This is a genomic window from Undibacterium sp. FT79W, from assembly GCF_014284215.1.
Lineage (GTDB): Bacteria > Pseudomonadota > Gammaproteobacteria > Burkholderiales > Burkholderiaceae_D > Undibacterium > Undibacterium aquatile.
On sequence record NZ_JACOGB010000012.1, the window covers coordinates 38,346 to 59,011 of the forward strand.

Annotated in this window: 16 protein-coding genes; 14 read left to right on the forward strand and 2 right to left on the reverse strand. The window is 49.8% G+C overall.

All coding sequences use genetic code 11. From position 1 onward, the window contains the following. Positions 1 to 247: 247 nt before the first annotated feature. From H8K38_RS17710 to lnt, 7 genes are all read left to right on the forward strand, one after another. Positions 248 to 631 carry a hypothetical protein gene (locus tag H8K38_RS17710; RefSeq protein WP_186886176.1) on the forward strand — a complete coding sequence of 128 codons (384 nt, stop codon included), beginning with the start codon at positions 248 to 250 and terminating at the stop codon, positions 629 to 631. A gap of 167 nt (positions 632 to 798) precedes the next feature. Then, complete coding sequence (miaB, locus tag H8K38_RS17715; RefSeq protein WP_186886191.1) at positions 799 to 2,139, forward strand: tRNA (N6-isopentenyl adenosine(37)-C2)-methylthiotransferase MiaB; 1,341 nt, start codon at positions 799 to 801, stop codon at positions 2,137 to 2,139. Further along, the gene (locus H8K38_RS17720; protein WP_186886177.1) at positions 2,136 to 3,218 is read left to right on the forward strand and encodes a PhoH family protein; all 1,083 of its coding nucleotides are present in this window, start codon (positions 2,136 to 2,138) and stop codon (positions 3,216 to 3,218) included. Before miaB ends, H8K38_RS17720 begins: the two co-directional genes overlap by 4 nt. Beyond that, a complete protein-coding gene (ybeY, locus tag H8K38_RS17725) occupies positions 3,202 to 3,669 on the forward strand; it encodes an rRNA maturation RNase YbeY (RefSeq protein WP_186886178.1) in 468 nt (155 codons plus the stop codon). The genes H8K38_RS17720 and ybeY overlap by 17 nt, the downstream gene beginning before the upstream one ends. An 8-nt stretch (positions 3,670 to 3,677) precedes the next feature. Continuing rightward, entirely contained in the window at positions 3,678 to 4,568 is an 891-nt protein-coding gene (locus tag H8K38_RS17730; RefSeq protein ID WP_186886179.1) for an ion channel, read from the forward strand. A gap of 202 nt (positions 4,569 to 4,770) precedes the next feature. Further along, complete coding sequence (locus H8K38_RS17735) at positions 4,771 to 5,649, forward strand: HlyC/CorC family transporter (protein ID WP_186886180.1); 879 nt, start codon at positions 4,771 to 4,773, stop codon at positions 5,647 to 5,649. A gap of 7 nt (positions 5,650 to 5,656) precedes the next feature. Next, positions 5,657 to 7,252, forward strand: coding sequence for an apolipoprotein N-acyltransferase (gene lnt / locus H8K38_RS17740; protein ID WP_255423062.1), 1,596 nt, complete (start codon positions 5,657 to 5,659; stop codon positions 7,250 to 7,252). 127 nt (positions 7,253 to 7,379) lie between these two features. Here the strand turns inward: lnt and H8K38_RS17745 are convergent, their stop codons facing one another. Next, the gene (locus H8K38_RS17745) at positions 7,380 to 7,751 is read right to left on the reverse strand and encodes a hypothetical protein (protein WP_186886181.1); all 372 of its coding nucleotides are present in this window, start codon (positions 7,749 to 7,751) and stop codon (positions 7,380 to 7,382) included. A gap of 518 nt (positions 7,752 to 8,269) precedes the next feature. Here H8K38_RS17745 and H8K38_RS17750 point away from each other — a divergent pair. From H8K38_RS17750 to H8K38_RS17780, 7 genes are all read left to right on the forward strand, one after another. Continuing rightward, positions 8,270 to 10,933, forward strand: a complete 2,664-nt coding sequence (locus H8K38_RS17750; protein WP_255423063.1) for a TonB-dependent receptor — start codon at positions 8,270 to 8,272, stop codon at positions 10,931 to 10,933. Between the two features lie 180 nt (positions 10,934 to 11,113). Further along, a complete protein-coding gene (locus tag H8K38_RS17755) occupies positions 11,114 to 12,433 on the forward strand; it encodes an MFS transporter (RefSeq protein ID WP_186886182.1) in 1,320 nt (439 codons plus the stop codon). A 323-nt stretch (positions 12,434 to 12,756) separates the two neighbouring features. Beyond that, entirely contained in the window at positions 12,757 to 14,361 is a 1,605-nt protein-coding gene (locus H8K38_RS17760; RefSeq protein WP_255423064.1) for an alpha-amylase family glycosyl hydrolase, read from the forward strand. Then, on the forward strand, positions 14,358 to 16,778 hold the full coding sequence (locus H8K38_RS17765) for a TIM-barrel domain-containing protein (RefSeq protein ID WP_222610911.1): 2,421 nt from the start codon (positions 14,358 to 14,360) through the stop codon (positions 16,776 to 16,778). The genes H8K38_RS17760 and H8K38_RS17765 overlap by 4 nt, the downstream gene beginning before the upstream one ends. Before the next feature lie 127 nt (positions 16,779 to 16,905). After that, positions 16,906 to 18,789, forward strand: a complete 1,884-nt coding sequence (locus H8K38_RS17770) for a glucokinase (RefSeq protein ID WP_186886184.1) — start codon at positions 16,906 to 16,908, stop codon at positions 18,787 to 18,789. A 174-nt stretch (positions 18,790 to 18,963) separates the two neighbouring features. Beyond that, entirely contained in the window at positions 18,964 to 19,836 is an 873-nt protein-coding gene (locus H8K38_RS17775) for a DUF6348 family protein (protein WP_186886185.1), read from the forward strand. 43 nt (positions 19,837 to 19,879) lie between these two features. Next, positions 19,880 to 20,302 carry a hypothetical protein gene (locus H8K38_RS17780; RefSeq protein WP_186886186.1) on the forward strand — a complete coding sequence of 141 codons (423 nt, stop codon included), beginning with the start codon at positions 19,880 to 19,882 and terminating at the stop codon, positions 20,300 to 20,302. Positions 20,303 to 20,537: 235 nt separating this feature from the next. On the opposite strand, the gene H8K38_RS18575 is transcribed toward H8K38_RS17780, so the two are convergent. After that, positions 20,538 to 20,666, reverse strand: a 129-nt coding sequence (locus H8K38_RS18575) for an ExbD/TolR family protein (RefSeq protein ID WP_370587062.1), incomplete at its 5' end; no start/stop codon positions are given.

Consider the following 20,666-nt stretch of genomic DNA (forward strand, 5'->3'; position numbering starts at 1 on the left):
TGGCCGTTGATCTGCGGCAGGTATTCCCTCTTGGGACGGGCGACTGTGGTAAACTTGCGCCCTTGTCAGAATCTGGATTCATACTTTAAGTAATTGATTCTTTTGGTTTTTTTATTTTATCTTAAGACTTGTGCAAAATGGCCCTGGCGGCTTGATCGTTCCGGATTGCACTCAGTGTATGGCCTTCGTGGTTATGTCCAGTCTGCATAATTTTGTACCGGTCTTATCTTTAAATGAAGTGATAACTATGTTCCTGACTACAATTTGCCGTCGCCTCAGTTTACTGCTGGTCTTGTTCGGTCTGACATGTACAGTTTTTGCACAAGGTGTGACGCAACGTCAGTTTCCGCCGAACACCATGCGTGGTGAACTCGATATGTCCTCGTATCCGGATATCCGTTTGGATGGAAAACCACGCTACCTGGCACCATCCAGCCGCATATACAACGCGGATAATCTGATCGTGCTGGCGGCCTCGCTGGATGCGCCGAAAATTGTGGTGAATTACACGGAGAATTCTTTCGGTGATATTGATAAGGTCTGGATACTGACATCGGATGAGATGCCGAAACAATTACCCAAGCCAGAAGTCTGGGCACCGATACCATTTAAAAATCCGGAAATTAAGTAAGTTTTCGTCGGCTGTCTTCTCGCTGTCAGCAGATGTCGCTTTGTTTGAGAATGTGAATCGGTTTTCCTGCGTGATGAGTTTGTGTATGTTCGAATACAGCCGGAATCCGGTTATTGCCTGCGGCCTTGTTCATATTGAGAAAGCGGGCTGTTTTACTGAAAAAAATGATGCAAAAAAAAGTATTTATTAAAACCTTCGGTTGCCAGATGAATGAGTACGACTCAGACAAAATGGCAGACGTGTTGAATGCCGCTGATGGCATGGTAAAAACCGACTCTCCGGATGATGCTGACGTGATTCTGTTGAATACCTGCAGCGTGCGCGAGAAAGCATCCGAGAAAGTGTTTTCGGATCTGGGTCGTCTGCGTGAACTGAAGCGTAAAAGGCCTGATCTGCTGATCGGTGTCGGTGGCTGTGTCGCCTCGCAGGAAGGCGATGCCATCATCAAACGCGCGCCGTATGTTGATGTCGTATTTGGCCCGCAGACTCTGCACCGCTTGCCGCAACTGATTGATGCACGCCGCTTGTCCGGCCGCTCGCAGGTTGATATCAGTTTTCCGGAAATCGAAAAGTTTGATCACATGCCACCAGCGAAGGTGGAAGGTGCCACCGCCTACGTTTCTATTATGGAAGGCTGCAGCAAATATTGCAGTTACTGCGTGGTTCCTTATACTCGTGGTGAAGAAGTGTCACGTCCTTTTGATGATGTGCTGGCTGAGGTGGCCGGTCTTGCCGCGCAAGGTGTGAAAGAAATTTCTTTGCTGGGGCAGAACGTCAATGCCTACCGTGGCGTGATGGAAGATGGCGAGATTGCTGACTTTGCTTTGCTGATTGAATATGTCGCTGAATTTCCGCAGATAGAACGGATTCGTTTCGTCACCAGCCACCCGAAAGAATTTACTCAGCGACTGATCGACTGCTACGCAAAAGTGCCGAAATTGGTGAACCACTTATACCTTCCTGCACAACACGGATCAGACCGTATTTTGTCAGCAATGAAGCGTGGCTATACCGCAATCGAATATAAATCCGTACTGCGCCGCCTGAAGCAGGTGCGACCTGAGATGTCGGTCTCGTCTGATTTTATCGTCGGTTTCCCCGGCGAGACGGACGAAGATTTCAATGCCTTGATGAAGCTGATTGATGATGTCGGTTTCGATAACAGCTTCAGCTTTATCTTCAGCCCGCGCCCCGGTACGCCAGCCGCCAATCTTGCCGATGACACGCCAGCAGAACTGAAGTTACGTCGCTTGCAAACCTTGCAGGCAGTCATTGATGCAAATACCAAAAAATACAGTAACGCGATGATAGGTACCGTGCAGCGCATTCTGGTGGATGGGCCTTCGGTCAAAGACCCGAATGAGTTACAGGGGCGTACGGAAAATAATCGGGTAGTGAATTTTGCCGGCGGCAAAGAATTGATAGGAACGCTGGTAAATACGCGCATTACTGAATCTTATAATTATTCCTTGCGTGGTGAGTTGATTGACGAGACTGTGACTGCATGATGGCAAAGACCCCGGTGCCCGTTTCTCATTTCATTCCGCAACCGCTGGATAACACCCGCCTCGCCCACTTATGCGGCCCGCTGGACGAAAATTTGCGCCAGATTTCAGCTGCGCTGGATGTGACGATTTTTCGTCGCGGTGAAAAATTTATTATCAGCGGACATAACGCTGAACGGGCATTGGCATTACTCGAGCAGTTTTATCTGCTGGCGAAAAAGCCGGTATCGGTGGATGAGGTGCAGTTAGCCTTAGTCGAACAAACGGCGCATCAGAACCAGAAAATGCCGACGCTGGCAGCGTTGGAAGAATCCGCTGAAGAAATAAACGCTGGTGAACTTGAAAGCCCGGTGCTGAAAACCCGCCGTAGCGATTTGCGCGGCAGAACACCGCACCAGACCCAGTATCTGCGGGCGGTAGTGGAACACGATATTACGTTTGGGATTGGCCCTGCCGGTACCGGTAAAACGTATCTCGCCGTTGCCTGTGCCGTGGATGCGCTGGAGCGCGATGCGGTCAAACGGATTATTCTGACGCGTCCGGCGGTTGAGGCCGGTGAGCGCCTGGGTTTCTTGCCGGGTGATCTGGCGCAAAAGGTTGATCCGTATCTGCGTCCTTTGTACGATGCCTTATACGACTTGTTAGGTTTTGACCGCACTCAGAAAATGTTTGAGAAACAGGCGATAGAGATTGCACCGCTGGCTTATATGCGCGGCCGTACCTTGAATCACGCCTTCATCATTCTCGACGAGGCACAGAACACCACACCGGAACAAATGAAAATGTTCCTGACCCGCATCGGTTTTGGCAGCAAGGCTGTCGTCACTGGCGACGTCACGCAGGTGGATTTGCAGCGTGGTCAGAAAAGTGGTCTGATCGATGCTTGCCAGGTACTGAAAGATGTACGCGGTATCGCTTTCACACAATTCACCAGTGCTGATGTTGTGCGCCATCCTCTGGTCGGACGCATCGTCGATGCTTACGAAACGGCGAATGCAGGTACCACTGCGCAGAGCGCGGCACTCGGTTTATTAAAAAATACAACGCAATTCAGTTCTGTACATCATGGCCGAAAAAAGTAATTCCAAACATAAACTGAGTTTATCAGTTCAATACGCAGACCCGCGCTTGCAAGAAATATTACCGCGCCCTTTGTTGCGTAAAACGGTACAGGCCGCCTTATATTTTCCGGCGGAACTGACGTTAAGATTTGTCGATGCAGAGGAAGGGCAGGTATTGAATCGCGATTATCGCGGTAAAGATTATGCGACCAATGTGCTGACGTTTGCGTATACCGAAGAGGAGGATGCCGAAGTCACTCAGGCCGATATTATTCTGTGTACTGATGTGTTGCAGCGCGAAGCCAGTGAACAGAAAAAATCCGTCGTCGAGCATGCGCAGCACTTGATTGTTCACGGTGTGCTGCATGCACAAGGTTATGATCATGAGACGGATGAAGAAGCCGAAGAGATGGAGGCGCTGGAAATCGCCATCCTCGCCGGTTTAGGCCTTGCAAATCCTTATCAAGACTAAGCTTCAGTATGAAAATGCCGCGCTCTCACCAGCATCATGGCCGCCGTATCAGTATGGGCGGACGTGATGTTGTCGCTTTTGGCCTCGACCGCCATTATCTGCAGGACATTTATTTTTATGCGATGACATCAAGCTGGACGATGTTTTTTTTCGCTGCAGCCGTGGTGTATCTGATTTTTAATATGGTGTTTGCCGGTTTGTATGCGCTCGGGGATCATCCTGTTGCGAATCTGACGCCGGATAATTTTCTCGGATATTTTTTCTTCAGCGTAGAGACACTGGCAACGGTCGGCTACGGCAATATGCATCCACAAACGGTCTATGCACATGTGATTTCGTCTGTGGAAATATTTATCGGAATGTCCAGTGTGGCATTGACGACAGGTGTGATGTTTGCGCGCTTTTCGCGTCCGCGCTCGAACATTATTTTCGCCGATCATCCGGTTTGCCACATGGTTGACGGGCGACGATTACTGATGATACGTCTGGCGAATGCCCGCATGAATATCATCAGTGAAGCATCGGCAAAACTGCGTCTGGTTAAAAATCATGCTTCTCCCGAGACAGGCAGCTTCCGTAAAATTCTTGATCTGGAACTGGAGCGTGACCACCACCCCATTTTTAGTCTGGGTTGGACTGTGATACATGTGATCGACGAGTCCAGTCCTTTATACGGTTACACCAAAGAACAACTGAATGAACTCAATGCGGCATTGGTGCTGAGTATCGAAGGGCTGGATGAAATGACGAATCAGAGTCAGAGGGCGCGTCATTATTATCCGTGTTCATCGATACGCTGGAATCATCGCTATGTTGATATATTGAAGTTTCAAGGCGATACACCGCATTTGCATTATGCAAAATTCCATGAATCCGAGAATCTGGATGACATACACTGATGCGTTGTCGTGTTTTGCCGGCATGTGCAATACGTGCGACCGGCTTGATTGTAAATCTCGTTAATCGTCATTTAATAACAACCTAATAGCCATCGAATAGCCGTCTTTTTGTGAAATAACAAGGTGAATGCCTTAACAAAATTTTGGAATCAGGCGTATTTGTTGTATTCTGTAGGATTGAAACAACGGCGTCACGCCTCCTATGCAAGAGCACTCTAGTAAGGTCAGATCAACTGACCTTAAACCCCACAGGTCATTGTTTGAACGATTGACCGCATTCATATCCCCCGAACCTGAAAATCGCGCTGAACTGTTAGAAGTTCTGACCGATGCACAAGAACGCAATCTGATCGACGCTGATGCACTGGCAATGATAGAAGGCGTATTCCAGGTATCTGATCTTTCCGCCCGCGATATCATGGTGCCACGCGCACAAATGGACGTTGTCGATATTTCCCGTCCGCTGGAAGAATGGATGCCGGAAGTACTGCGTACCGCGCATTCGCGTTTCCCTGCTATCGATGGTGACCCTGAAAAAGTGGTCGGGATTCTGCTGGCGAAGGATTTGCTCCGCTATTACGCAGAAGAAGTGTTCGATGTGCGGGATATGCTGCGTCCCGTTATTTACATACCTGAATCAAAGCGTCTGAATGTACTGTTGCGCGATTTCCGTGCCAATCATAATCACATGGCGATGGTGGTTGATGAATATGGTGGCATTGCAGGCGTCATTACGATCGAAGATGTGCTGGAACAAATCGTCGGTGACATTGATGATGAATACGATTTAGATGAAGAAGAAGACAATATTCTGGCGCTGGAAAATAAAGGTAATGGCAAGCGCTGGCGCATCAAAGGTCTGACTGAACTTGAGCAGTTCAACAGTGTTCTTGGTGCGCATATGCCAGGTAATGAGTTGGAAAGCATCAGCGATTTTCTGATACGCCATCTTGGTCAGGTACCGCATAAAGGCGATGAGTTTGAAATCGGTAATTTACATTTTGAGGTATTACGCGCCGATGCTGTTGAGGTGCAGATCTTGCAGGTTGAGCAGCGACCAGCAAACTTGTTGAAAGAATGAGGCTGGTTTGCTGAAACGATTGTCACCAGCGGTTTTGCTTTCCACTCTGTCTTTCCGTTCTGCGCTGCTGGTGATGGCGCTGGCGGGTGTGGTGACCGTTGCGGGCTTTGCCCCATTCGGTTTCTGGTCGGCTCAATTGCTGAGCATGGCTTTATTCGCCTCTTTGCTGCTCCGGCCAGGACAGCAGGCATTTTCTATCCGCCAGTCCGCTGCTCTGGCTTGGGTATTCAGCTTCGTCAGTCTGTTTACTGCAACCAGTTGGTTGTTAGTTGCCATGACGCGTTATGGTGGCATGCCCATCTTTCTTGCTGTTATCGCGCTTGCTTTACTCACATCTTATCTGGCGTTGTTTGCCGCGATGTGTGCGGCAACGCTCGCCTGGCTGCGGCAACGTTGGCAAGTTAATCCCACAATCTGTGCCGTATTGTTATTCCCTGCTTTATGGCTGCTGAATGAATGGCTGCGCGGTTATTTATTCACTGGCTTTCCATGGGCAATTATCGGCTATGCACATACTGCCAGTCCGCTCGCGGGCTATGCGCCTGTGCTTGGCGTTCTTGGGCTAGGCTGGCTCGTCGCTCTCTGCGCAGGCGGATTGGGTTTGATGATCTTTACAAACAGCAGGCGTGTACGCTTGTTGGTTCTTGTCGCTGTCATTGCGCTGTTTGGTGGCGGTCAGTATCTGACCACGATCACATGGACTCAGCCCCTGGGTCAGCCTTTAACTATCAATCTGATACAGGGCAATGTCGAACAGGATAAAAAATTCGATCAGGATCACCTGAATGATTCTCTGCATTTGTACCATGATCTGATACTGCAATCGAAAGCGGATCTGGTCGTCACGCCGGAAACGGCATTGCCGATGTTGTCATCGCAATTGCCGCCGGATTATTTGCCTGCCATTAACGCGTTTGCACAAAAAAATCAGAGTGCAGTTGTGCTCGGTGTTGCCGTGCACGACGGTGGCAGTCGCTATGCAAACAGCGTTTTAGGTTTCTCTCCGTCTTATGAGCAGCAAGCCTATCGCTATGACAAGCATCATCTGGTGCCTTTCGGTGAATTTATTCCTTTCGGTTTTCGTTGGTTTGTCGATCTCATGCATATTCCTTTGGGTGACTTTACCAAGGGGAATGTGATTCAGGCACCGATGCAGGTGCGTGATCAGTTTGTGTTGCCGAATATCTGTTATGAAGATCTGTTTGGTGACGAAATAGCTGCACAACTGGCGTCACAAAACGGTTCTGGTAAAGCGGTTACCAGCCTGTTGCTGAATGTCTCGAATATGGCATGGTACGGTGATTCCATTGCGATCCCTCAGCATTTACAGTTTTCCATGATGCGTGTTCTGGAAACGGGGCGTCCTATGCTGCGGGCGACAAATACTGGTGCGACTGCGGTAATTGACGTTGGTGCGCGACTGGTGACGCAACTGCCCTACCTGCAACAGGGGATATTGCAGGCGACAGTGCAGGGGCGGCAAGGCATGACGCCGTATATACGTTGGGGCAATGCACTCGTGATGTTGCTGGCACTATGCAGTCTGATACTTGCAGCTTATTTGACTCACAGATCTGCGCGTTCATGTCAGCGCGAGTCCTGAAGCGTCGTCTGTAAGCTCTGTTGATTTTGAAATAGAAAATGCCGCCCATTTGTTAAAACGGGCGGCATTTTTTTCATGAACTTCATCCTGCTGATGCGTTACTGCGTCATTGTGATTTCGCAGCGAATCAGGCTTTCTTGCTGTTGATTTCTATATCGGCCAGGCATTCTTTACCGCGCTGACTGATTTCATGCAGTCCTGATTCGGGATTGATTTGTATGTGTCCCTTTTTTTCCAGAAATATAGCGACAGGCCCGGACAGCTTGGTCTCGGCGTCATTTGCAATTGCGCGCAGGCCATCGATACATTGTTTGATGAATAAAACCTGACGACCGTTCTCAGTCAGTTCCAGGCTGCCGTCCTTACGGTACGCGACCAGTTTGATACCGGTCAGACGTTTCGTATTTCTGCCTATGCAGGCATTAGGTTTAACGTTTTTAGGCAGTTTGCTGATCTGTTCCAGAGCATCGTATTCATCAATACTTAATTTGTGATTCATTGTGGCTTTCTTTTTCGGGATGTCGCTGAACTGAAGCTGCCAGCGACGATATTTACTGCAATTGTTGCCAATATCCACAGATCAGCGGACATATGCCTCACCGGTCTGGCAGAGATATTTTCGAATGGGAATATATCATAGCACCGCCAACTTTCCCGGTTTTGCGCCGTGATCATGGAATTCAAATTTTTCGGTAGCAGGCGAGAAAGGGCTTGTGAAACGCCATTTGCTAAATGACGTCACTAAGTGAGGCAATAAGTGAGGCAATAAATCGCCGGAAGTAGTTGAACTACATTTGCTGATTTGTTCTTTGTGGAAGAAACGCAACGAGGTGACACCTTATCTACTCTTAGTTTTCGCATGGGTTTGATAGTTAAAGTAGTTTTTTGTAGTCTCCGTTTGACAAATAATCTAGTTTTAGTACAAAATTGTTTTCGGAACGTTGGGTTCTGAGTGCACTTTGAAACAAAGTATCACTCCTGAAGTGTAGGTCAAATATAAGAGTGAGGGGACATTAAATGAAGCACGCTATGCAGAAGCGCGAGCATGGGCAGGATTTTGCGCGCCCGGGTTTTAAGTTGAGTCCTGTTGCGGCAGGTTGTGCAGTGTTGGTCTTGAGTCTGACCGGTATTGCACATGCACAGCAGACTGCAGAAAACACTGTCGTCGTTACCGGTATCCGCAAAGGTATCGAAGATGCGATCAGTGTGAAAAAAAATTCTAATTCCATCGTCGAAGCGATTTCTGCTGAAGATATCGGCAAATTGCCCGATACCAGCATTGCTGAATCGATTGCCCGCTTGCCAGGTTTATCCGCGCAACGTGTGAATGGTCAGGCACAACAAATCAGTATTCGTGGCACCTCCGGCGATTTATCGACGGTCACACTGAATGGCCGTGAACAAGCCAGCACCAGCGCCAGCCGTGTGGTTGAGTATGACCAGTATCCTTCCGAACTGATCAACGGTGTGACTGTCTATAAAACTGCAGACTCATCTCTGGTCGGACAAGGTCTGTCAGGCACGGTTGATTTGCAGACTGTTAAGCCGCTGGCATTTGGCGGACGCACTATTTCCCTCAATGCGCGCGGCGAGAAAAATTCTCTCGGCAGTGAAAGCCCGGGCGCACCAAGTACCGGCAATCGTTTCAGCGCGTCCTACATTGATCAGTTTGCGAACCGCACCATCGGTCTGGCTGTCGGCGTTGCGCACAGCGACAAACCGAACGTCAATAATTTTTTCGAAACCTGGAACTGGGTTGAAGGAAATAACGGCGTCCCTGCAGGCGTTAAAGCTCCACAAGGTGTGAAGGGGCTGGCAATCACAGGTAATTCCAAACGTGATGGCGTGATCGGCGTACTCGAGTGGCGGCCATCGAAAAATTTTATCTCGACGCTGGATACTTACTATTCCAAATTGTCGCAAAATGAAATTCGCCGTGGCGTGGAAGTGCCTTTGGAAAGCTGGTCCGGTGCAAATTTCTCTAATCTGAATATTGTCAACGGACTCGCCCTTGGCGGTACGATCAATGCCAGCCCTGTGATACGGAATAACTGGTTCACCAAAGAGAGTGATATCAAAGCATTTGGCTGGAATAATAAATTCACTGTTGATCAATGGACTGCCGTTGCCGATTTCAGCCATTCATCGGCAAACATTCATGAAAAACTCATAGAGATCAACTCTGGTCGCAGCGCAGGTAATATCTCCTACAATTATCTGAACGGACGTGACATTCCTACCTTTACTTTTGCTGACAGTCTTTCCGATCCTTCAGCGATCAGCATAGGCGGCAAATACGGCGACGGTTATGTGAATGTTCCATCGTTGAGTGACAAGCTCAATTCCATCCGCTTCAGTCTGAAGCGCGATTTCACCGATGGCATGATTTCCAGCGCGGAAGTTGGCGTGAATTATTCTAAACGTGAAAAGACGAAAGAGCACCTGGAAACCGGCTTCGATAAAATCGGCGCAGGGACGTTTTCTCCTGGCGTTTTGTATAGTCCTCAGGACCTCAGTTTCGTTGGCTTACCAAGCACGCTGAGCTGGGATATTCCGGGTGTTTTGTCCTCTAATTTCGGCCCCTACAAAGCCGCAGTCCTGAATCCATGGGGCGCGACAAAAAACTGGTCTCTGACAGAAAAAGTTACGACCGGTTATGCGAAGCTGAATCTGGAAACGATGGTGTCCAATATTCCTGTGTCGGGTAACGTTGGTGCACAGGTCGTGCGTACGGATCAGTCATCGACATCAAATGCTTTGTTGTCTTGGCCTATCGCTGCTTTGGTGCCAATTACCGACGGAAAGACTTATACCGACGTTTTACCTAGTGTGAATCTGGCAGCTAATTTGCCTGGTGATCAGGTAATCCGTTTTGGTATTGGTAAATCGATTGCCCGGGCTAAGCTGGATGAGCTGAATGCAGCGCGTGAAGTCGGTTTGTCTAACGGCAAAACCGGAACACCAAGCGGTAACGGTGGTAATGCGCAGCTTGATCCATGGAAGGCAGATTACATTGATCTCTCTTACGAAAAATATTTCGGCAAGAAAGCCTACGTCTCTGCAGCGATATTCTATAAAAACCTGAAATCATATATCTACAAGCAAACGACTCCTTATGATTTCTCGGCCATGAATATTGCAGGTGCGACGACAAATATCGGTACATTTACCCAGCCTATCAATGGTCAGGGTGGTAAGCTCGAAGGTCTGGAACTGGCGGCATCGTTGCCACTGGATTTGCTGACCCCAGCATTGGATGGCTTTGGACTGACAGCCAATCTGTCGTTGACCAATAGCGCTATTTCTATCAAAGACAGTCGCTTCGGCAGTCAGAGCATTCCTTTGCCAGGTCTGTCCAAGAGCGTTGCAAATATTACGGCTTACTATGAAAAGAACGGCTACTCTGCACGTATCAGTCAGCGCCGCCGTAGCGATTTTGTTGGCGAAATCGGTGGCCCGGGTGGACAGAACGAGCTGACCTTTGTGAAGGCGGATAATGTCGTCGATCTGCAACTTGGCTATGATTTTTCCAGTGGATTTGCGAAAGGCGCATCGTTGCTGTTCCAGGTGAATAATCTGACCGATACCGCGTTCCAGACGTATTCCGGTTCGCCTGATCGTCCACGCGGCTACCAGAAGTATGGTCGCCAGATGTTTGTCGGTATCAATTACAAAATGTAATTGCCCCGGTAATTCAGCACTGTAGTGAATCTGACCCTTCTCTGACGCATGCCGGAGAAGGGTTTTTCAGCATGGTTGTTATCGTCGCCATCTGAAAAACATTCAAGCATAAAATGTGAAGACTTTGCGGTCGCAATGCCAGATTTGATCCGGCCTCACACATCATACGGGGACACCAAGATGCCTAGTTTGACCAATAAACCCCTGCTTTCTTTCTGGCAGTTGTGGAATATGAGTTTCGGATTTTTTGGAATTCAATTCGGGTTTGCATTACAGAACGCCAATACCAGCCGCATATTTTCAACCCTGGGTGCCAGCCCGGATGATCTCCCTTTATTCTGGCTGGCGGCGCCGGTCACCGGTCTGCTGGTGCAGCCCGTGATAGGCTATCTCAGCGATCACACCTGGCATCCGACATGGGGCCGTCGTCGGCCATTCTTTTTTATCGGTGCAATTCTGGCCTCGCTGGCCCTGTTTCTGATGCCGAATTCTTCTGCGTTATGGATGGCCGTCCTGGTGCTGTGGCTGATGGATGCGGCGATCAATGTGTCGATGGAGCCGTTCCGCGCCTTCGTTGGTGACAAGCTGAATTCTGAACAGCAGACAGCAGGATTTGCGATGCAGACTTTTTTCATCGGTTGCGGTGCGGTCATTGCATCATTGCTGCCGACCCTGTTTTCAGACGTGTTTGGTTTCAGTAATGAGTCATTGAACGGTACGATTCCTGAGACTGTCCGCTATTCATTCTATGCCGGTGGTGCTATCTATTTTCTGGCAGTGATGTGGACGGTATTTTTCAGCTACGAATTGCCACCGGCCGATCTGCAGGCGTTTCAGGCGGCTCGTCAAAAAAAGATCGGAATGGCTCACGTAGTCAAAGAGATCATGGCCGGATTTCGTCAGATGCCACAGACCATGGCGCAACTGGCGATCGTGCAGTTTTTTACGTGGATTGCTTTGTTTTCGATGTGGATTTACACCACGTCAGCTGTGGCCGATAAGGTATTCGGCACGACGGATTCTCATTCCGGTATTTTTCAGGATGCTGGAAATTGGGTTGGAACCATGTTTGCCGTCTACAACGGTGTGTCTGCGCTGGCAGCATTTTTGCTACCGGTTTTCGCTCGCCTGACCAGCAAAAAAACGGTGCATCTGACCTGTCTTGTGCTCGGTGGTCTGGGCTTGATGAGCATGTTCCTGATCACCCAAAAAGAATGGCTGCTGCTGCCTATGATCGGTGTCGGTGTTGCATGGGCCAGTATTCTGACTATGCCGTATTCGATACTCGCGTCTGCACTGCCGGCTGAAAAGATGGGCTACTACATGGGCGTGTTTAACTTCTTTATCGTAATCCCACAAATTGTCAGCGGCTTGTTGTTAGGCTTTGTGACGAAGACTTTCTTTCACGGACACACCATGCAAACGCTGGTGCTCGGTGGTGCCTGCATGATACTGGCGGGCTTGCTGACTCTGATCGTGAAAGATGAGTCGCATAGATAAACCACGATGCCGTTTGGTTTAAAAAATCATCTTTATTTTTGTCGGAGTTTTGATTGTATTACGCTGATTTGAATTCAGGTTGCGGTGTCTCCAATCTCCTCTGGCGCAACCTGATACTTTTCTTTCGTCTGCGCCCCAATTCCGCATTGACCGGTAAGAGCTCCGCCATGAAAAAAAACCTCTTGTTCTGTATTTCATTTTTGTTCCTTTGTTTTAGCAGTTTATGTGTATCGCCTTCAGCCCGCGCAGAGAGTACGGGCAATGAAGTTCGCTTGAATGCAAAAAGCCACGGCAGCGATAGAAGCCAAAAAAATAAAATTTCATTGTCTGAGAAACCCTTCTTTACCTGGGACAATGCGACCATCTATTTTTTACTGACCGACCGTTTTTACAATGCAAATTCTGCGAATGATCTTGCTTACAGCAGGAAAAAAGATGCGGCACCATTGCGTGGTTATATGGGCGGTGATCTGGCGGGAATTACTGCGAAAATAAAAGAAGGCTATTTCAATCAGCTGGGTGTGGATGCGATCTGGCTGACACCGCCAGTCGAACAGATACATGGCGCGACAGACGAGGGCAGTGGCAAATCATACGGTTTTCATGGTTATTGGGCGCGCGATTTCACCAGCGTTGATGCCAATCTTGGCACCGAAGCAGATATGCGTGAACTGGTCGATACCGCGCATGCACATGGTATTCGGATTTTGCTGGATATCGTCATGAATCACGTCGGCCCGCAGACTGAGCAAGATACTGCCTGGCCGGAAAGTTGGGTGCTCCATGCGCCTGTCTGTACCTACAAGGATGTGGCTAGTACCGTCAGTTGCACACTGGTGCAAGGTTTGCCGGATATCCGTACCGATAGCAACGAGGCGACGCCATTGCCGCCATTTCTGATCGATAAATGGAAAGCCGAAGGCCGTTATGCCAAAGAAATCAGCGAGCTTGATCAATTTTTTCAACGTACCGGCTATCCGCGTGCGCCAAAGTATTATCTGATGAAATGGCATACCGACTGGATACGGAAATACGGTGTTGACGGCTTTCGCGCCGATACCGTCAAGCACGTTGAGCCAGGTGTCTGGAAAGAACTGAAGCAACTCGCCAGCAGTGCTTATGAAGAGTGGAAAACCGCAAACCCCAAGAAAAAAATCGGGGACACGCCTTTTTTTATGACCGCAGAAGTTTATGGTTATTCGATCACTGAAGGCCAGAAGTTCACGATGGATGGTGGCAGCCAGATTAATTTTTACCAAAACGGTTTTGATAATCTGATTAATTTTGGCTTCAAGTCTGATGCGAAGAAAGATCGTGAGCAGCTCTTCAGCACGTATTCAGCGCGACTGCACGGTGATTTGCAAGGTTATTCGGTTCTCAACTACATCAGCTCTCACGATGACAGCACACCTTTTGATCTGCAACGACACCAGCCTTTTGAGGCTGCGACGCGACTCTTGCTGAGTCCGGGCGCAGCGCAGATTTATTATGGCGACGAAACCGCGCGTGATATCGATGTGAAAGAAGCGCAGGGCGATGCCAGACTGCGTTCCTTCATGAACTGGGACGCGCTGAAAGCCAATGCTATGCAACAGGATTACCGGATTGCCGATGTACTCGCACACTGGCAAAAGCTCGCGTCATTCAGAAGGCTGCATCCTGCCATTGGCGCGGGAATACATCAGAAAATCAATGATCGTCCTTATACATTCAAGCGCACATACGACGACCACGGGCGGCGCGACAAGGTAGTCGTGGCACTGGATTTACCCACACATCAGGATAATCCGATTTCAGTTGCCGGCGTATTTTCTGATGGTCAGCGATTACGTGACCATTATTCAGGAAAGACTGCAATCGTCATTAACGGCCACGTGACTTTTGCGAGCCAGTTTCCGATTGCTCTGATCGCACAGGATGCACCATGAAACAGAAAATTCATTTCAAACGCATCTCATGTCTGGCAATGCTGGCGCTGTTGATGCAGTTCTGTGTGACTGATCTTGCCGCGCAAAATCTCAACCGCAGCATACAGCGTGTTTCTGTTCAGCCTGCTTATCTCGAAGTGGTAACAAATGATGGCCGCTATCTATTCAAGCCGTATACAAAAAATATTATCGAGACCAGTTTTATTCCGGCGGGCGAGCATTTTCAGCAAGCCTCACATGCGGTGGTGTTGGCGCCGGAAAAAATCAAGGCACAGCTTCGCAGCGATACGCAGCATCTCAGCTATATCGCCGGCAATATGGCAGTTCATATCAATCGTGCGCCATTCCAGATCAGTTATACCTACAAAAATAAAGCCCTGATTGCAGAACATCAGGGTTATCAGCAATCGGCACAGGGGCGAAGCCTGGATTTCCGGCTGGATCAGGATGAGGCTTTATATGGCGCAGGTGCCCGCGCCCTTGGCATGAACCGGCGTGGTTATCGCCTGCCTTTATATAACAAAGCGCATTACGGTTACGAAGAACATTCCGAGCAAATGAATTTTGCTATGCCCCTGGTTTTTTCTTCCAAAATGTACGGCATACATTTTGATAATCCGACGACAGGATTTCTCGATCTCGATAGTAAAAAAAATAATCTGCTCGCCTATGAAAGCCTGAGCGGACGCCAGACTTATCAGGTGATTGCGGGCGATAGCTGGGAAGACATCGTTTCTGCGTACACGCAACTGACAGGCAGGCAACCATTGCCACCACGTTGGGCCTTCGGTAATTTCGCCAGCCGCTTTGGCTATCATTCAGAATCCGAGGCACGTTCAGTACTGGCGAAATATAAGGAAGAGCAGATTCCTGTTGATGCGATTATTTTTGACCTGTACTGGTTCGGAAAGCAGATCAAAGGAACCATGGGCAATCTCGCTTTTGATCGCGATAATTTCCCGCAACCCAAAAAAATGATTGCCGACTTTGCGCAACAAGGCGTCAAAACCATACTGATTACCGAACCGTTTATTCTGACCAGTTCGGCCAGATGGAAAGAAGCCGTTACAGAAAATATTCTGGCGAAAGATCAGCAAGGTCAGCCTTATACCTATGACTTTTATTTCGGTCACACTGGCCTGATTGATCTGTTCGACGAGCATGCGCAACAATGGTTCTGGAATATCTACAAGAATCTGAAAGCTGAAGGTGTTGCCGGATGGTGGGGCGATCTGGGCGAGCCGGAAGTGCATCCTGCTGGTCTGCAGCATAAAACCGGATCGGCAGATCAGATCCATAACATTTACGGGCATCAATGGGCGAAACTCATTGCGGAAGGCTACGGCAAAGACTATCCGCAAGAACGGCCTTTCATTCTGATGCGCGCGGGTTATTCCGGCTCGCAGCGTTTCGGCATGATTCCGTGGTCGGGCGACGTGAACCGGACCTGGGGTGGTTTGCGTTCGCAACCAGAAATTGCACTGCAAATGGGTATGCAGGGTATGGCATACATGCATTCTGATCTTGGCGGTTTTGCCGGTGCTAATCTGGACGACGAGTTATATACACGCTGGTTGCAATATGGTGTTTTTCAACCGGTATTCCGTCCGCATGCACAGGAGGAAGTTGCCTCAGAACCGGTGTTTCGTGAGCTTGCGACGCGGGCGCTTGCCAAGGCGGCGATAGAGTTGCGCTACCGCCTGTTGCCGTATAACTATACGTTGGCGTTTGAGAATAACCAGCATGGCTGGCCACTGATGCGCCCGCTGTTTTTTGCCGAACCAATGAATCCGGTGTTGACCTCGGCATCCGACAGTTATCTGTGGGGACGTGATTTATTGGTACATCCTGTATTGAGTGCAGGCCAGAAAAAGACCGATATTTACTTTCCCGCCAGCAGTAACTGGTTTGATTTTTATACGGGGCAGGCTTATGCCGCAGGTAGTCGCCACAGCATTGATATCGTCAACGAACATATCCCGGTTTTTGTTCGTGGCGGTGCGTTCATTCCCATGACAAAGCCGCTGCAGAATACCCAGCAGTATTCGACTCAGACACTTGATTTACACTACTACTATGACCCCGCAGTTGCCTCTTCCCAGTCGCAGTTATACGACGATGACGGTATGACGGCTAAGGCATTTGAACACGGCGCATACACACTGATGAAGTTTCACAGCGCATACCAGCAACGGCAACTGGTGCTGACACTGGATGCCGTGAATGGTGCAAAACGTGTTGCCAGTGACAGGCGTGTACAGATGGTCATTCACAATATAGCCGCTGCACCGGAAAAAATTCTGCTGCAACATCAGCCGGTCGCGTTTGCCTGGGATGCGTCCAGCCGGCAAGCGACGCTGGATGTACTCTGGAAGGCGGGCAGCACGGCAAAATTAGTTGTTCAAATGTTGGAATGAGCGCGACAGAATATGCGGAAACCGGCAGCGGCTGTGGTAAATTGCTTAACCTTTGTCAGCGCAGACAGCGAGACAAATGTCAGATCATGGTGTGATGAAATTCCGGAAATTAATTAAATAAAAAAACATGGCAGAACATACGTTGGCAGGACCTGCATACGCAGAACACGCAGAACATCATAGCGCCGGGTTTTCCGGTGGCCCACGTTTACTGGCAGACATCGGCGCGACCCATGCCCGTTTTACGCTGGAAACGGCACCCGGAAATTTTTCTGCAGTACGTGTATTGAAATGTGATGATTACACCGGCATCGTGCCGTTGATCCGTGCTTACCTGCATGATCATCAGGGGAGCCGTATTCAACATGCAGCGTTTGCGATTGCCAATCCGGTTGATGGCGACGATGTCCGCATGACGAATCGTGACTGGGCTTTTTCTATCGAAGCAGTCAGGCGTGAATTTGGCCTGTACACCTTGCTGATTGTGAACGATTTTACGGCACTGGCGATGTCCTTGCCCGGCTTGCAGGCAAGCGATGTGATGCAGATCGGCGGTGGCACTGCCGTCGCAAAATCAGTGATAGGCGTGCTCGGCCCGGGTACCGGTCTGGGTGTCTCCGGGCTGATACCTACCTCGGATGGTTTCGTCACTTTGGGTTCCGAAGGTGGCCATGTCAATTTTGCGCCATGTGATGAACGTGAATATGCGATCTTGCAGTTCGCATGGAAAGAATGGCCGCACGTCTCGACTGAGCGTCTGATTTCCGGCCCCGGTCTGGAGCTGATTTATCGTGCGCTGGCAGCGCGGCATCAGCATCAGGTGCGCGCCTTATCGGCGCAGGAAATTATGCATGCCGCCTTGCATGAAGCCGAGCCGCTCAGTCTGGAAACCCTGGAATGTTTTTGCGCGATGCTGGGAAGTTTCGCTGCGAATCTGGCGGTAACGCTGGGCGCTTTTGGCGGCATTTATATTGGCGGTGGCATCGTGCCACTGATGGGCGAAAAGTTTGCAGCGTCGCTATTCCGCAGCCGTTTCGAGGCGAAAGGGCGCTTCAGCAGCTATCTGGCGCAAATTCCAACGTATGTGATTACGACACCGAATCCGGCGTTTTACGGTGTGTCGGCTATCTTGTCTGAGCATTTGCGCGGGCGCAGCGGCGACAGTTCTTTGCTGGATCGCATACAACAGATACAGCTGGAACTGAGCCCGGCAGAGCGTCGCGTTGCGGCGCTGATACTGGAGAATCCGCGTACCGTATTGAATGAAGCGATTGCAGAAATATCGCGTCTGGCCGATGTCAGCCAGCCAACGGTGATTCGTTTTTGCCGCTCGCTGGGTTTTACCGGACTCGCCGATTTCAAGCTGAAATTTGCCAGCAGTCTGACGGGAACGATTCCCGTACGTCACAGCCAGGTCAGGCGCAATGACAGCACCCACGATCTGAGTGCTAAAGTGATCGATAACACCGTGTCGGCGATTTTGAATTTCCGCGATCAGTTGGAAGTGCACGCGATAGATCAGGCGATTGCTTTATTGCGCAAGGCAAACAAGGTCGAATTTTATGCGATGGGTAATTCCCGCGCGGTCGCGCTGGATGGGCAGCACAAATTTTTCCGTTTCCGCATTCCGACCGCCAATTACGGCGATGCGCATTTGTTCACGATGGCAGCCGAATTACTCAATCCCGGTGATGTCGTGATTGTGGTGTCCAATTCCGGTAAGTTGCCGGAACTGCTGAATGCAGTGGACGTTGCATTGAATGCAGGTGCCGATGTGATTGCGATTGCCCCACATCAGTCGCCATTAGCGAAAAAAGCCAGCGTCTGTCTGGCGGTGAATCACACCGAAGATAACGCTACATTTTTATCGATGATTTCGCGCATATTGCAGTTGCTGCTGATCGATATTCTGGCCGTCGGTTTATCAGTCGATGCACCGCACAGCGCAGACTCCCGCGAGAAAGAAGCGACACGTCTGAGCCATCTGCTGATTTCACATCTGGATAGCTGATCTGAGGCGAGCTGCCGCGTTTCTTTCAAACAGCGAGGCAGCCAGGCTCAGCCGGTTCTGGTGTGATGCAGTGTAAGAATTTATTGCACTGCTGCTCAGCAGCGGCGTAAAAAAGTACAATGCTGGTTTAGCGTGACCTGCAATCGCGCTTCATCTGCCTTCTGATCGTACTTTATGTCGCTGCTTCAATCTCTCAAAACCCTCAAAAATAAGTTCAGCTCTGGCTCGCCTGCGGTGGCCTCTGTCACGTCGCCAGTGCAGACACCGCAGATGCAGAGCGACCCGCTGTTGATGGAAGTGCTGGCTGCCGCACTCAGCGATGCCGGAATCGCATTTGAACGTTTAGCATCGTGCATACAACTGCCGGAAGGGCTGGCACTGGCCGTGCAGCCGGTGACAACGAATGTGATTGCTGAGGGGCGGGTTCGTAGCTGCACCCGCATACACGCTTGGCATCCACAGTATTTTCCGCAAGGGATATCAGAATATCAGCATGCGCTTGGCGCGGATGAGGCGGCTGCCATCGCTGAAGGCTTTGCGCAATGGATCAAAATGGATCTGGTCGTTTTGCTGGATGCGACGCGTGACGTACCGCGTGATTGCACCGTGATAGAAATGAATGTGGCCAATGACGCGAAAATTGCTGAAGCGTCTGACGTTGCCGGACTTACCCGGTTCCGTCAGGTGATATTAGGGCCGGTCGCGCATCTGGCGACCAATCCGCCACCAAAGAAAAAAGAAACGCATCCATTTTGCCCTTGCTGTTTGTTTACTGAGAGCATGGAGGCATTTCACGCTGTCTTGCAGACGGATCAGTTTCTTGGTGTGCGCCTGTTCGCATCGCGTGATCAGCTCGGTGTGGCGGCTGCGGATTGCCGCGTCAACGGTGAGGATTTTGCGGCGGCATTGCCAGCGCTGACGGCTTATGTAGAAAAATGGCCGCAGCGCGGACTGGAATTCCGTAAGCAATATGTGGTGATCCGCACCGTGAGCCGGATAGTGGATAGCAGCACTGTTCCTGTAAGTAGCACGGATGTGAGTAACTGAGTTCACGCAAGAATAACGGCACTGATTGCGAAGGAAGATGAGAATGAACGTATTGCTTAAACTGGTAGCCTTGCTGATTGCTCTGGTGATGACGGCGGTGCTGGTGCTGGCGCCATCGGTGTTTGTCAGCTATGTGCTGCCATTAGTGGACGTCTGGTTCTTTGCACAATCAGAAGAGCAGCAACGGCTGATCTTGCTGGGGGTGAAATGGGTTGCGCCAGCGATTGCTTTGTTGTGTCTGTTATTTTTATTGATTGCACTGGCGCTCAAAACGATACGGCAGAAAGACCGCAATCAGCCGGAGTCTGCCGGGTTCACTCCGCTTGCTGCTGCCACGAATGCTGCTAATGCTGGTATTGCGGATGTTGTGGCTGATGACATTGCGACCGAAGCTGTAACCGAAGCTGTCACTAATACGACGGCTGATGCTACAACTCATACTGCGTCTGAAAAAGAGTCACAGTAAGATGCACAACGGCAGCTGTTTTATCCTGAATTTCATATACTCCCCCCTGTTTTTATGAAATCACCCCTGATGTCCTTATGAAATAAAGACGTTTTAAGATACTGGGGGGAGTATATTTATTGCTCAGCGGGTGCCTTACTGACAGACTGGACAGAAAGCAAAAAAGGCAGGGAATCCCTGCCTTTTTTTATGTACCGCGTTGTGACGGTGTTTTGTGACTATGTTTGCGGCTGAATTACTTCAAGAACTGCTCATTGCCGACCATACCGATCTTGGTCACACCAATGCGCTGAGCCGAGGCCATTACCGCCGCCACCGATTTGTACGGCACCACCGCATTCGGACGCAGATGCACTTCCGGTTG